Source organism: Streptomyces sp. NPDC058632, assembly GCF_042717095.1.
GTDB lineage: Bacteria > Actinomycetota > Actinomycetes > Streptomycetales > Streptomycetaceae > Streptomyces.
Genome location: NZ_JBHXQZ010000025.1, coordinates 14,564 through 27,674 on the forward strand (window position 1 = coordinate 14,564; position 13,111 = coordinate 27,674).

Sequence of the window (13,111 nt, forward strand, 5' to 3'; positions counted from 1 at the left end):
TGGGTTCTTTTCTATTAAATAACATTCCCACCACCCCCCCCGCCCCTCCTGTTACGTCAGGCCGCCTCGAACGCCCGCCGGATCAGCGGCGCCGCCTTCTCCAAGTCGGCTGCCGAGACGACGCGGACCTCCAGGTCACCGGTCCCGAGGTGTCCGATACCGCGCATGTCCCGGGTGAAGCCCTCCTCCAACTCGACCGTGTCCGGGTCGAGTCTGAGGTAGACCAGGATCGCCTCGTGCTTCGGACGGAAGATCACCGACGCCACGTTCACCAACCGCCGGTAGGCGATGTAGTGCCGTAGGGACGCCACCTCCACCTCGCCCCATGCCGTGAGCGCCTCGTCCAGTTCCGCGTACAGGTCCCGCAGGCACTCCGGCACGGCTCCTCCACCCGCAGGCGGAGAGACCGCCGAAGCCGTCGTCACGCTATCCGCCACGGGCGCCCGCTCCCGACCCCGGCGAGACGAGGCAACGCTCGGGAAGCCGGTCGCGGAGTCCACGAGCAGCAGCCCCAGCAAGCCACCGTCGAAGATCCGGTAGCGCACCAGGTCGATCCGCTCGGGCAACCTCTGCACCGCCACGCGGTCGTGGTGTGAGAAGCCCGCCGCGATGCAGATCATCCGCGGACGACGCCAGTCGACGGACTCGGCGGCCTCCGTCCCCAGCACCTTCCGCACGAGCGCCTCGAACTCGTGGTGCGCCGACTCCAGCCAGGACAGGTACGAGACCGCCTGGGACATCACCCCGCTGTCCGAGCCTTTCTTGAACTCGATCACCACCGGGCTGCCGTTCTCATCGAGCCCCAGGGTGTCGATCCGCCCCCGGTGCCAGGGGCCAGTCGGATACTCCGATGCCAGGAAACGGACGCCCAGCATCTGCTCCAGGCCGACCTCGACCCGCCGCTGCAGCTCCACCTCCAGCGCCACCGTCGAGCCGGCCAGCTCGACATCCCGTCCGTCCACGTCCTGCCGGAACATCATCAGTTCGGCCATCCCAGCGCACCCTCCCGCGATCGCTATAGAAGGCAATCAAGGGGACGCTGCGGGTATTCCGCGTCGGGTAGAGGGAAGGGCGGGCAGCTCGGCCATGGGATTGGCCGAGTACAGGACGCCGACATCGCGCCGGGGTGAGAGCCGAGCCCGCGAGGGAGGCGATGACATGGATCTCGACTGGCGAGAGTTCTGATGGTCTTGTCGGTTTTTGTCCGTATGGTTGACCCTCGCCAGTGTTACTGGGGGGTTGCTTTCCAATGCAGGGGTGGGTGCCGCGTAATATTCTCGGGACGCCTGTGGCGTCCCAATCGATCCAGTCATCCGAGGTGGGCGCCGGATTCTTGATCTTGCCAGAGGTTGTGTGATCTCCTGGTGCTCGTTCTTCTCGTCCGATGGAGGTTGGCGCAGTGCGCACGCAGCACTATGGGGTGCCTCTGGAGCGGAGCGACTGTCTGGAGCTCAGGCGTCACAGGAACAGTTGCAAGCCCGAGAACTTCGGTAAGTGGCTCGGTGGCTTCGGTGCTCACAAGCGTCTGGCTGTCGACCTCTTCTCTGGAGCGGGTGGACTGAGCCTCGGACTGGAGCGAGCCGGGTGGACGGTCGCAGCCGCGGTCGACTTCGACGAGCGCGCGCTCCGGACGCACGCTGCGAACTTCCCCGGCATGAGTCTCCACATGGATCTGGGTAATCCTGACGAGCGTGACAGGCTCGTCGAGATGCTGACGCCCGCCAAGATCGATCTGGTGGCCGGAGGCCCGCCATGCCAGCCGTTCAGCAGGGCTGGCCGGAGCAAGATCCGCAGCCTCGTGGAGCATCACGGCCGCGATCCCCATGATCGCCGCAAGGAGTTGTGGAGCGCCTACCTCGACGTCGTGAAGCGCCTCCGGCCGCGTGCGGTCCTCATGGAGAACGTGCCGGACATGGGTCTCGGCGACGACTTCTTCGTGGTACGCACCATCGAGGAGCAGTTGGAGGACCTCGGATACGCGACGCAGGTCCGTCTCGTCGATGCGTGGAAGTACGGCGTTCCGCAGCACAGGAAGCGACTGATCCTGCTCGCGAGGAACGACGTGGAGCGCTTCTCGTGGCGGCAGGAGCTGGAGCACGACCAGCGGACCACGCTGCGTGACGCCATCGGTGACCTGCCGGTGTTGCCTGTCGTGCCCACCGAGCGTGTCGGCCAGCGAGAACTCCCGTACGAGGAACCGTCCGAGCTTTCCAGGTTCGCCCAGGACATGCGTAAGTGGGCGCGCAAGGACCGGGTGTGGGACCACATGACCCGACGGGTCCGGAAGGACGACGCGGAGATCTTCTCCAGCATGGACTCCAAGACCCTGTACTCGCAGATCACCCCGGAACTGCAGCGCTACAAGGCCGACCACTTCACGGACAAGTACAAGAAGCTCGGCTGGGCGGACCTCAGCAGGTCGATCACCGCCCACATCGCCAAGGACGGCTACTGGTACATCCACCCGGACCAGGACCAGCCGCGCACCCTCACCGTGCGGGAGGCCGCGCGGGTGCAGACCTTCCCGGACAGGTTCCGCTTCGCCGGCACGCGCAGTGACGCCTTCCGCCAGATCGGTAACGCAGTGCCGCCCCTCCTTGGTGAGGCCGCGGCAGAGGCCCTGCTGCCCGTGGGTGACCAGCAGCCGAGCGAGGGTGGACTCCAGCCGCACTGGCGCACGGTGCGAAGGGATCTGACCGCCTGGGCCGAAGAGCGGCGTGAGTCGGAGGACTGGTACCAGCTTCCGGGCGATCAGATGTCCGGGTTGCAGGCCGCAGTCGTGGCCATACTGTCCGGGACCCGGATCCAGCCCGCGCAGCTTGCGGAGATGGTCGAGGTCGTGCGGGGGCAGGCGTCCCTGAGCAAAGCCGCGCTCGAGACACTTACTGCGGCGGCGCCCTCCGAGGCGGCGAAGGCCCGGGTCGCCCGGCTCGCCGCGGTGATCGACCAGTCGAGCGTCTGGGACGACGAGGAGAAGGTCCGTGAGCAGCTGAAGCTGAAGCCGGCCGAGGTGACGGTCTACCGGCTGCTGGTCGGCGAGGATCTCCTGTGGGTCGGGCAGGGGGCGCTGCGCGTCGCAGCCCGTCTGCACGGCAGCGATTCGGATCGTACGAACAGGCTCAGCGACGGTCGAGTGGACTTGGTGAAGCTCGTCGGAGCCGGCAAGGACGCGCCTCTGCGTATGGCGGCGCTCCGTCTAATCGGAAACAGCTTCTGTCGGGCCAAGGAGCCGCTCTGCGAGGTGTGCCCCCTGAGCAAGTACTGCGTCGCCAGGGAGGACGTCTCGGGCGACCTGTTCACGGACGCGTTGACCGGGACCCACGGAAGGGAGACGGCGCCGACCCAGGCTCGCGAGTCTGGTCGCACTGCCGGGCGACGCTGAGCGCAGCGCCCTCGACGTCCCTCCGGATCTCGCACTCCCAGACACGGACGACGGTCCATCCGGCGGCTTCGGCCGCAGCGGTGTTCCGACGGTCCCGTTCCCTGTTGGCCTTGATCTTCGCGGTCCACAGGGAGGCGTTCGGACCGCGGAACGTCTTCGGACCGTGGACGGGGCACCCGTGCCAGTAGCATCCGTCGACGAACACCGCGACGCCGTGCCTGGGCAGGACGAAGTCCGCCGTGCAGCGGGCGGCCACCTTGCGCTGCAGCCGGAACCTGAGGCCGAGCCGGTGCACGGCCCGCCGCAGAGCGACTTCGGGTTTGGTGTCCCGGGAGCGCCGACCGCGCAGGTGGCCGCTCCGCTCGGTGCGGACCCATCCCTCGGGGACAGCTTCCTCATCTGGTGCCATGGTTCGTCCCCAGGCCGTCGTCGCTTCTATGAGGGCGGGAGTGCCACACTCGTCCCATGCTTCGTGAACCAGCAGAAATCCGTGTCGACGACCGCGGCCGGGTCGAGCTTCCCCTCGGTCTGCTTGCAGAGGCCGGTATCGCCCCCGGATCGGGTCTTCTGGCCTTCAGCGACGGAGACGGACGGATCATGCTCCGCCGCGCCGAGGGCGCCATGAGGGATCTCCTCGAACGCGGGAAGCTCTGAGGCCGACGAGGTGCCGGATTCATGCTTCGGAGACGAACCCGAGGGACAGAGCCCTGTCGCGTGCGTGTAGCGCCTGAACCGCTTGCGGCTCCGGGATCTCCTGACCGAGTTCGAGTCGTCTGCCGACGTACTGTGCCAGCTGCCGCTGCGCGGGTACGAGATTGCGTGTCTCCTTCGCCCACCGCTCGACGGCGTACCACTCGTCCGCCGGGATCGACGCCACCTCGTCGCAGGCGTCCTGGCCACTTCCTGAGCCCCCTGCGAGGGTCCTCTCGTCCAACGGATGCTCGAGGAGCTCCGCCTTCAGGTCTGCGGGCACGGCCCATGGGACGCGGGAGACCGCGTCCCAGCACACGACCTTCTTCGCCCACTCGCCCACGTGGTTTCCCTCACGCGGCCTGGTCACCACGCGCATCACCCTGGGACAGAGGTCGTCGATCGCCGCCTTGACCGCGGGGGAGACCTTCTGCTCCCGCCAGATCCTGTCCAGGTCGATGCGCTGGTCCGTCGCGAGCGACAGACGGGCCATGGTGTACGCCGTGATCATGCTCTTGTAGCTGCCGGCCTCGTGGCTCGCCGCGATGCGGTCGACCGTCTTGAAGAGGATGGCCATGGCGATCACACGCTGGCAGTACTGGACGTCGACATGCGGGGGCACCTCGCCGATGCGGTCCATGAACGCGACGAAGTTCTTCTGCGCGCCACGGCTGACCTGGAACGGGAGGTGGTTCCAGGAGTTGCAGTACTTCGCGAGGTCAGACTTCGTGAACTTCCGGTTCGTCGGGTTGAGGTTCTTGAAGGCGCGCTGTTTCGCCGGAGTCCGGGCCTTGGCCACCTCGTCGGTGTACTGGCCGCGCGCCCGTTCGTAGAACCAGTGGACCTCCTGGCCGCTGCCGTCCGTGGCCGGCGCCCACAGGGAGCGGGTGATCCGCTGCACGGCCACGTGGTACTCGTGGTTCGAGCTGAAGTCGACCATCGTCACGCGGTTCTGGGTGTTGGAGTACTCGGAGATCATCGGGACGATCTCCGAAAGCCGCTCGGGGGAGACCTCCGTCAACTTCATCTGGACGGACACGTGCGACAGATCCGCCTTGTCGCGACTCCTCGCGTAGTGCAGGGAGGCTGTCGTCTGACCGCCGTTCACGACCTGCAGTCCGTGCACGCGGCGGATACCGGTCGGTCTGCCCTCGGCGTCGTGAACGAAGTCGACCTGTGAGGCGGTGGCCGTGATGCCGTTGTTGTACGCCAGGAACCTCCCGGGGGAGTTCAGCAGTGTCTCCCGGATACCGCGGTTGACGGACCCACGGGCCTGCAGGAAGGAGCGGACGTTCAGTTCGAGGAGCCTGGTCCCGTGTTCCCCGTACAGCTCGGCGAGCCTCTGGCCGGGAATCACGGTCATGGTCACGGAGTGGTCGGGTTCGCTGCTGGGTGCCGCGACGCATGGCAGCGGCGGGACGAACTCGACGACGATGGGTTCGCTGATGCTGCCGGAGGTCTCGTGACGGTGCAGGCGCGCGAGGTCCCACACCTCGTGGGTCACGGGGAGGCCGTCGAAGTCGGTGGGTGGCACCGCGGTGCCGGTGCTGACGCGATTGCTCAGCAGGAAGAGCCGAACCCGCTGTACCTCGGTGAGGGACTTCTCCACCGCCGCGCACATGTCGTAGACGTCGAAGGACTCGTCGATGTGCTGGCGCAGCCCGTCCCGGCAGCGACGGACGAACGTGAGGAGCCGTCTGAAGTAGGACTCGACCAAGCCCTTCGTGAGCTTGGAATCCAGCGGCTCCACGTCGAAGTCCGTGACGAAGAGGTCGAGGCACTCACCCGTGTCCCCGATGCCGTAGCCGTGGACCAGGTGACCGTGCGAACCGTGGTAGGCGCTGAACGTGTTGGAGGCGACGCCGCCCTTCTCCAGGTCCTCGAACACGCGTCGCGTGAAGACCTCGGGAGTGGTCGTCCCCTCGGCCTCGGCCGTGGCCTGGACGTCGACGACGACGTCGTGGGCGTACTGGTACAGGTCGAGTTCAGGCATGGGTCCCCCCGATGAGTGCGGTCACCTCGTCGGCCGTGGCACGGTACCGGTCCAACCCCGAGATGCTCAGGCTGTACGTGCAGTCGCCCACCCCCTCGGGCAGGTCGGCTTCGACGAGCCTCGGAAACTCGTCCCGTACGTGCCAGGAACGCAGGTCTCGGAGGGTGTACCGAGGCTCTTCGTACAGGTCCCGGTGGCTCGGGAGATAGCCGGCCCTCACGAGCCGGCCGTCGAAGTCGGCGCGTACGGCCGTGCTCGTCAGCTGCTCACGTACGCGGTCCACCAGGCGGTTCAGACTCTCGCCGGAACCGCCTCGACGTTCGTCGAGCATGACCAGGGACAACAGGAGTGAGGGCGTTCCCGTGTCGTCCAGCTGGCGTTCGCTCGCGATGCGGATGTTGCGGGGACGCTTGGCCGTGCTGGCCTTCGTCTCGATGGCCACGGCGGACAGGTGGAAGTCCTGGTTGGCCCCGCTCGGTCCGGCCCAGGAACCGACGGCTTCGGACGCCCCGACGACTGGCAGGACTCGGTCGCACAACAGGAGGAGCTCGCCGACGAGCCCGCGACGGGCCTCGGGACCGAGACCGTCCTTGCCCACGGAGCGAAGAAGGTCCTGCCATCGTTCGAACCGCTCCACGGCCGCAGTCAGGGCGGCCGCGGCTCCGGGTGCCCCCCTGACGGTGTCGGCGACGTCGGTGACGAGGGGGTTGAACACCTCGCGGTGCTCGTCTGCCGTGAGGACCACCTGGAGCTCGTACTCGAGCCGCGACACGGCACTCAGGTTCATCTCCAGGCCGGCCGCGCTGGGGAGGCGGGTCACGGAGCGCACGATGTGGTCCGCGGAGCGCGCGTCGGTCCTGAGTACGAGCATCCGTCGGTGCGCCGGGTGGGAGACGGACAGGAAGACGTCCAACGGGGCGTCAGGGTGCAGGCGGATGCTGGATCGCCCCTGGGCGGTCTGGGGCGCCTCGAGGTCGCGCCACTCGGCCTCCGTGATGGTCACTCCCCGTCTCCCTCGTCGTCCAGGGCGTCGAGGCCCTCCTGCTGCCAGATGCTGTTGACGACGTACTCGGTGTCGGACTGGTGCTCCGAGAGCGGGAAGCTCACCTTGAAGCCCACGAGCGGCGACTGAGGGGCGGCGTTCTCGGCCGTCGGCCGTTCGACGAGGTAGACGAGCAGCAACGCCTGGTCGGGTCGTCGCTGCCAGCGGAGATGATCACCTGAAGGGGCCTGGGGCACCTTCTCACGCTTCTTGAGGGCAGCGGCCTTCTGCGTCGCCTGGAGGGCGGCCAGGACCTGGTCCTTCCCGAGGTCGAGGTGTTCGTCGGGAGGGCTGAGCAGACGGCGGATCGTGTACCTGCCGTCCCTCTCGGTGTCGTTCAGCGCCGTGCGCTCCACGGGCCCCACCTCGTGACCGGAGACGTTCTGGTGGTCCGTGGACGCTCTCTTCCCGACGAGCACCACCGTCCACTCCGGGAGCTCTCCGACGGCCGTGCACTGTTCGATGTACTTCGCGATGAAGCGGGGACGGACTCTCTGCGCCATGCGGTCCGTCTCGTAACGACTGAGGAAGTCGACGACGGCGTCGGAGGTCACCTGTGACCACGCCACGTTGGCGCCCGGCTTCTCCTGCCGCCCTGTGGAGTGGACGTCGAGCCTCCGGACGAACTCCTCGAGGACCTTGAGGTTGTGCTCGGGGACCCCGTCGGAGAGCTTGAAGATCACCGTCTCCGGTCCCTCCCCGGAGTAGCTGAGCATGACCTTCGTGCCCTGGCGCATCTTGTTGGCGGCCGTGACGGCGAGACCGAGTGACGAGGCACGGACCTTCAGCCCGAAGTGCCTCGGGCTGAGGTCCAGCGCCGCCATCTCCTCGACCTCGCGACGCAGTTCGTCGGTCGCGGCGGTCACCTCGATGTACTTCGCCTGCAGGTCGGGCGTGGTGTACAGACGGCAGAGGTCCTCGTGTCCCGGTCGGTAACCGAACCAGCGTCCCATCTGGAGCAGGGTGTCGTACGTGGTGGAGGTGCGCAGGTAGTAGCTGACTGTCAGCCCCTCCAGAGTGAGGCCCCGGGAGAGCTTCTGGCCCCCGATCGCGATGACCGAGAGACCGGTCCGGCGGTGCTCGTAGTAGTCCAGAGCGTCGCGTGAGGCGCCGTTCACCGTCTTGACCACCGTCTTCCGCAGCGCGGGCATCAGCTGGTTCGACACGTCGTCCCAGGTGACGCGCCGGGCCTCGTCCGCAGGGAAGTGGTCCGTCGTGGGTGCGAAGTCGCTCTCCCACAGGGCCCGGAGCCCGGCCATGCGTTGTGCTGCCTGCCCGTACCGGTCACGGAGCGAGTCCACGAGGAGGCGCAGGTAGTCGTCCACCTGATCGCGGACGATCCCCTGGACCGCCGTGAAGCGGGTGACGTGCACCAACATGGAGTTGTGCACCTTCGTCTGTCCCCGCACCCTCCGGGCGGCGCTGGCGACGACGAACGAGTCGATCGCGTCGCGGAGGGACTGCGGAAGGTCGTCGGAGGGGACGAACGAGGACTTGTGCTTGCTCGGGATCCAGCTCTCGGAGTCGGCGACGGGCCGCACGAGCGGCAGAGGAGGAACGTCCTCCTCGTCGTCGTTGTCGATCCGGAGCCCGAACACGCGTTCAGGACCAAGGTAGTTGGTCGGTGAGGGCAACGTGCGGATGAAGCTGTCGGGGAAGAGGTCTGCTCCGAGGTCGACGTGGTTGACGTCGGGGTCGATGTAGATGTTGGCGAAGGGAGTGGCCGTGTACCCGACGTACGCCGACTTCTCGAAGCTCTTCATGAGCTCGCGGATCGCGCCGTTCGTCTTGGTCGGATCCGCGTCGGGGTCGCGCTCGGTGTTGATGGAGGCGTTGTCCGCCTCGTCGTCGATGACGAACAGGGGAATGTCGCGAACGATCTTGTTCCCCGTCTCGTCCTCGGTGCCCTGGACCTCGGTCACCCACGTTCGCAGGTACTCCAGAATCCTCCAGTGCTTCTTGACGACGAGGACCACCGGGAAGCGGCCGAGCGGGAAGTTGACGGCGCTGGCGGCCTGTCGGCCGAAGTCACCCTTCTCCGAGCTGTTGGTGGGGGACGCGATGTCGAGCTTCTTGACCCCCGGCATCCGTCCGGCACCCATGAGGCGGGACTTCCCGTTCTGGTTGGACCGCTGCTGGTGCTGGGTGTCGAACCCGAGAAGCCCCTCGTCGACACGGAGCTGGGTCTGGCTCCGGAGGTCGTTGTGGATGCCGGCGAGGATCACCACGAACTGGTATCCCGCGTCCACCGCCTTCGCGGCCAGACCGATGTACTGGCCGGTCTTCCCGGACTGCACCTGACCGATGACCAGACCCGTCCGACGCCAAGAGCCGACCCGGCGAGGGTCCTCGAGCTGGCTCAGGACCTCGTCCGTGCTCTGGTCCAGTCGACGGACCACCAGCGGGGGGAGGCTGCGCACGTCCTCCAGGTAGCGCCGGTAGCGCTCCCAGAAGTCCCATGCCCGGTCGTTCTTCGCCTCCGGCAACCACGGTTCGTGTCCGCTGTCGCTGTCCAGGCCGGAAGAGCCTTCCTGGAACACGGCTGTCAGGACCTCGATCTCCTTGGCCAGTTGGTCACGGTCGAGAACCTCGCCCTGGCCGGCGAGCATCCCGAAGATGACGGTCACCGCGTTCTGCACTTCCTCCGGCGACGGCTGACGGTCCTGCGACAGCAGCGCCAGCACCAGGCGACGGGCCTTTGCAAGGGACTCCGACGAGTTGTCGGGGGTGGAACTCACGGCAGACCTCCGGCTGAGCGGGAACGGCATGGGGCAGAGTACGCGCGGACACTGACAACGGGCTCACTTGTTCCAGAAGCCCTGCATCTGGTCGAAGGGGGGCATCGTCCGCAGGCGTTCGCGGGCGGCCGCGGGGGAACGGCCGTCCGAGACCAACGCCTCGTAGATCCGCTGTGCGACCTCCGTGGCTCCTGCGTCAGCGGGGCCGGGGCCTCCGAAGGGCTCGGGGTCGTCGCTGGTGTCCGTCTCGTGCATCACACGGAGGGCGGTGACCGGCACGGTCTCCTCGAGCAGGCGGACCAGGGCACGAACGTCGTCCGGGCTCGCACCGCCGACACGCAGCGCCGCCTTCACGAGGGGATGACCACGGTTGACCCGGCAGGTGACCCGGTCCTCGGACCGACGCACGTTCCACGCGTACAGCAGCGGGTCCCCGTGCGTCCGCGCCGCGATCTGCCCGCGGTACCGCAGCACGTCGGCGGCTCGTCTCCTTGCCTGCAGGGCGATGCGTCGTAGGTGAGAACGAAGGACGACGGGTGGCACGACGCTGGACTTCCGCACGTCGACCATCCACTCGACGTCGGTCTCGGCGGGGATGTCCACGGCGATCCGGGCCAGGTTGTACTTCTCCTCGCGGCGTAGCCCGCGTTGTCCGAGCCAGTCGCCCGCGAGGATCAGACGGTCCCGGCGGTAGACGTAGAACCCCTGCTGGTCCAGCCATCCACGCGGGCCTCCGGCCTTCTCGTACTCGTCCGGGGTGAGCCTCTGAGCGCTCGGTAGGACGAACGCCTCCACCCGTACGGAACCCGATCCCAGCGGCAGGCGCTCGACTGGAAGCGGTTGTACGGACGGGTGGCGGACAAGGAAGGGGTCCCAGGGCGCGACGGGGGTACCGGACACCCGGAGGTTGAGGCGGCGGCCTCCTGTAAGGAACCGTGCGAAGACCATTCCCAGATGGGACTCGGTGCGGGCGGACTCCGCGTAGAACTGCTTCTGGGTCCGTTCGTCCTCCACCGTCACCGCGCGAACGTGGTAACCGTTCAGGCGCCGCCACAACACGACCGTCCCGTGGTCCGCCGTCCCCCGAATCCGCTCCAGCAGCTCGGTCGTCGCCTCGTCCGCGCCGCGGAGCAGCCGCCACTGACCGGAGGTCTCGACGACGTCGAGGTCCCAGGTGCGCACGTGCCATTCGCCGGACCTCGCGGTGGCGACGCTGAGTTGCCGGGCCTGGGAGAAGGACGCGGACTTGAGGCCCACGCCGAAACGCCCGAGGTCGGTGGCACTGCGTGTTGCCGCGGGGCCGCGCGCGGCAACGGTCATGGCGGTCACGAGGTCCTCGGCCGTCATCCCGGCGCCGTCGTCGGCGACGGCGATCCACGAGTCCTTTCCGGCCCAGGTGAACTCGACGTCGACCGTCGACGCCCCGGCGGAGATGCTGTTGTCCACGAGGTCCGCGATGGCGGCAGGAAGGGAGTAGCCGAGAGAACTGAGGGAGGCGACCAGGCCCGCCGGCTCCGGAGCCGCGATGTCGTACGTCACGCCGAGTTTTCAGCCTGCTTCCGAGTTCCGATGATGGATGTGATTATCTACTGACATCGCCACCTGCATGGGATGTGTCGCTGTCCCGAGACGACACACAAGCACCATGCTCTCGGTGGTTCGGCTGATAGACCGGACGAGTTCTCACGACGCGTCAGAGAGCCGACATTCCGGCTGATTCGCTACCCGAAGCGGGGGCGCCAGGAGTTCGTGCGTATCCCGAGCGCGTCGATATGTACTCGGTGTCGGCCCACGGAGATCGACCGTTTCCGCACGTCGAAGTGCACCCCCCTGGCCGGGAGATCCGGGCTCCTCAGGGCGGTCACCAAGGAACCGAGATCGGGCGGCGTCCCCAGCGCCTGCACGTAACGGAGAGAGGTGGCGTGCATGTCCGGAACGGGAAGAGGGCGCGTGGTGAGCTGCTGCGGCGTGCCGACGCACCAGGTCCAGCTGATCGAGTCGAACGAGGGCCAGCTTCGCGGCAGACGAGCACTCGCGGCACCCGATTGGAGCTCGCCTCTGAGACGGTCCAACTGCCCTGCTGCTGAACTGATCCAGCTCTCGACCTTCATGCCCTCGTGCAGGGACAGGGCTTCGATCGGCCACTTGATCTCGAGACAGAGGCCGAGCCGACGAGCCGGGTCCACGACGACCACGTCCAGATCGCCGGCAGACCCGCCGTCGGTCCTGGCAGCCGGGACGCGCTCGGCTACCTGGGTGCCCGGGACGGCGCGCAGCCACTCCGCCCAGGCCCTCGCACGTGCACCCTGCTCCCTTCCGATGCGGCCGAATCCACCAGGCGCATGAGTGGCCGAGCGAAGCATGATCGCGTCCACGGTCCTCGGCGTCAGCAGGGGAGGACAGATGATCACGACGTCGTCGTGGCTGATCAGCGGGGAGGTCCTGCAGGACCGGCCGGGTCGGTAGGTGAGTCTCTCCACCACCAGCGCCTGGTGCGCCTCCGACACGTTCGGGCACATCTCCGCGATGACGGCGAGCAGCTGGGAGGTCGGCATGTGCGCGAGCGTCGCCTCCAGACGGGAGAGCCTGTGCGCGGTGTGCTCGCTCAGAGAGGCAATTCCCATGATCACGGCCAGGACGCTGGTCATGTCACCGGCGGTCATCCCTTCTCCGAGTTGGAAGGAGTCAGGAACCTGGCCCTCGGGTACCGACTGCCGGTACACCTCTATCGTTGCAGCGGCCCGCTGTACAGCCGCTTCGAGGACCTCCGGCGGTGGACCACTACGAAAGTCGACGACTCGGGACGAGATCCACTTCCGCTCCACGTCGGAGAGCCGGGGTACGCCTGCGGGACGCGCGTCCTGCTCGAGGATCATGTCGGCTACCTCGGCCGAGGCGTCCCAGCGGTGACGCACGCGGAAGTCGCCTCTCGTCATGCGTACGTCGTAGGCGCCGCTCCGGATGCTGGCCTCCAGGGGGTCGAACCGCTGAGCTGCCACCGCAGCGAGGACGATCTCGGCGGCGTCCTCTTCCGAGCACGCACCAGTGCCGACGGGTTGGTCGTGGTGCCACGCGACGAGTTGCGCGAGAACGCTTTCCCACGGCACGTCCGTCGTGACTCCCGCGTTGATCTCCATCGCGCGGACTCTGGTCGCGGTCCGGAGCAGGTCGTAGATCCGCTCCGGGCCGGCGTTCCATCCGCGCAGCGTTAGGGCCCGGTCCCGGGCGTCGGCAAGGACGCCCAGCAGGTCCTGTTCTGGTCTCAC

The 13,111-nt window shown here is 67.5% G+C and carries 9 protein-coding genes; 2 read left to right on the forward strand and 7 right to left on the reverse strand.

Annotation, left to right across the window (positions count from 1 at the left end):
- Window positions 1-56: 56 nt before the first annotated feature.
- A complete protein-coding gene (locus ACFWVE_RS12230; protein ID WP_384011590.1) occupies window positions 57-992 on the reverse strand; it encodes a DUF5655 domain-containing protein in 936 nt (311 codons plus the stop codon).
- Window positions 993-1,399: 407 nt separating this feature from the next.
- On the opposite strand from ACFWVE_RS12230, the gene dcm reads away from it, so the two are divergent.
- Window positions 1,400-3,382 (forward strand): DNA (cytosine-5-)-methyltransferase, encoded by a 1,983-nt coding sequence (dcm, locus tag ACFWVE_RS12235; protein WP_384011596.1) that lies wholly within the window; start codon window positions 1,400-1,402, stop codon window positions 3,380-3,382.
- On the opposite strand, the gene ACFWVE_RS12240 is transcribed toward dcm, so the two are convergent.
- Window positions 3,297-3,791: a very short patch repair endonuclease gene (locus ACFWVE_RS12240; protein ID WP_384011603.1), complete on the reverse strand. Its 495-nt coding sequence runs from the start codon at window positions 3,789-3,791 to the stop codon at window positions 3,297-3,299. The genes dcm and ACFWVE_RS12240 overlap by 86 nt on opposite strands.
- Before the next feature lie 56 nt (window positions 3,792-3,847).
- Here ACFWVE_RS12240 and ACFWVE_RS12245 point away from each other — a divergent pair, with 56 nt between their 5' ends.
- Window positions 3,848-4,036 (forward strand): hypothetical protein, encoded by a 189-nt coding sequence (locus tag ACFWVE_RS12245; RefSeq protein WP_384011609.1) that lies wholly within the window; start codon window positions 3,848-3,850, stop codon window positions 4,034-4,036.
- 19 nt (window positions 4,037-4,055) lie between these two features.
- Here ACFWVE_RS12245 and ACFWVE_RS12250 read toward each other — a convergent pair whose 3' ends face one another.
- From ACFWVE_RS12250 to ACFWVE_RS12270, 5 genes are all read right to left on the reverse strand, one after another.
- Window positions 4,056-6,065: an AIPR family protein gene (locus ACFWVE_RS12250; protein ID WP_384011614.1), complete on the reverse strand. Its 2,010-nt coding sequence runs from the start codon at window positions 6,063-6,065 to the stop codon at window positions 4,056-4,058.
- Window positions 6,058-7,068: a PD-(D/E)XK motif protein gene (locus ACFWVE_RS12255; RefSeq protein ID WP_384011619.1), complete on the reverse strand. Its 1,011-nt coding sequence runs from the start codon at window positions 7,066-7,068 to the stop codon at window positions 6,058-6,060. The genes ACFWVE_RS12250 and ACFWVE_RS12255 overlap by 8 nt, the downstream gene beginning before the upstream one ends.
- Entirely contained in the window at window positions 7,065-9,845 is a 2,781-nt protein-coding gene (locus tag ACFWVE_RS12260) for a Z1 domain-containing protein (RefSeq protein WP_384011623.1), read from the reverse strand. The genes ACFWVE_RS12255 and ACFWVE_RS12260 overlap by 4 nt, the downstream gene beginning before the upstream one ends.
- 63 nt (window positions 9,846-9,908) lie before the next feature.
- Complete coding sequence (locus ACFWVE_RS12265; RefSeq protein ID WP_384011627.1) at window positions 9,909-11,384, reverse strand: ATP-binding protein; 1,476 nt, start codon at window positions 11,382-11,384, stop codon at window positions 9,909-9,911.
- A gap of 182 nt (window positions 11,385-11,566) precedes the next feature.
- Window positions 11,567-13,111 (reverse strand): hypothetical protein, encoded by a 1,545-nt coding sequence (locus ACFWVE_RS12270; RefSeq protein ID WP_384011633.1) that lies wholly within the window; start codon window positions 13,109-13,111, stop codon window positions 11,567-11,569.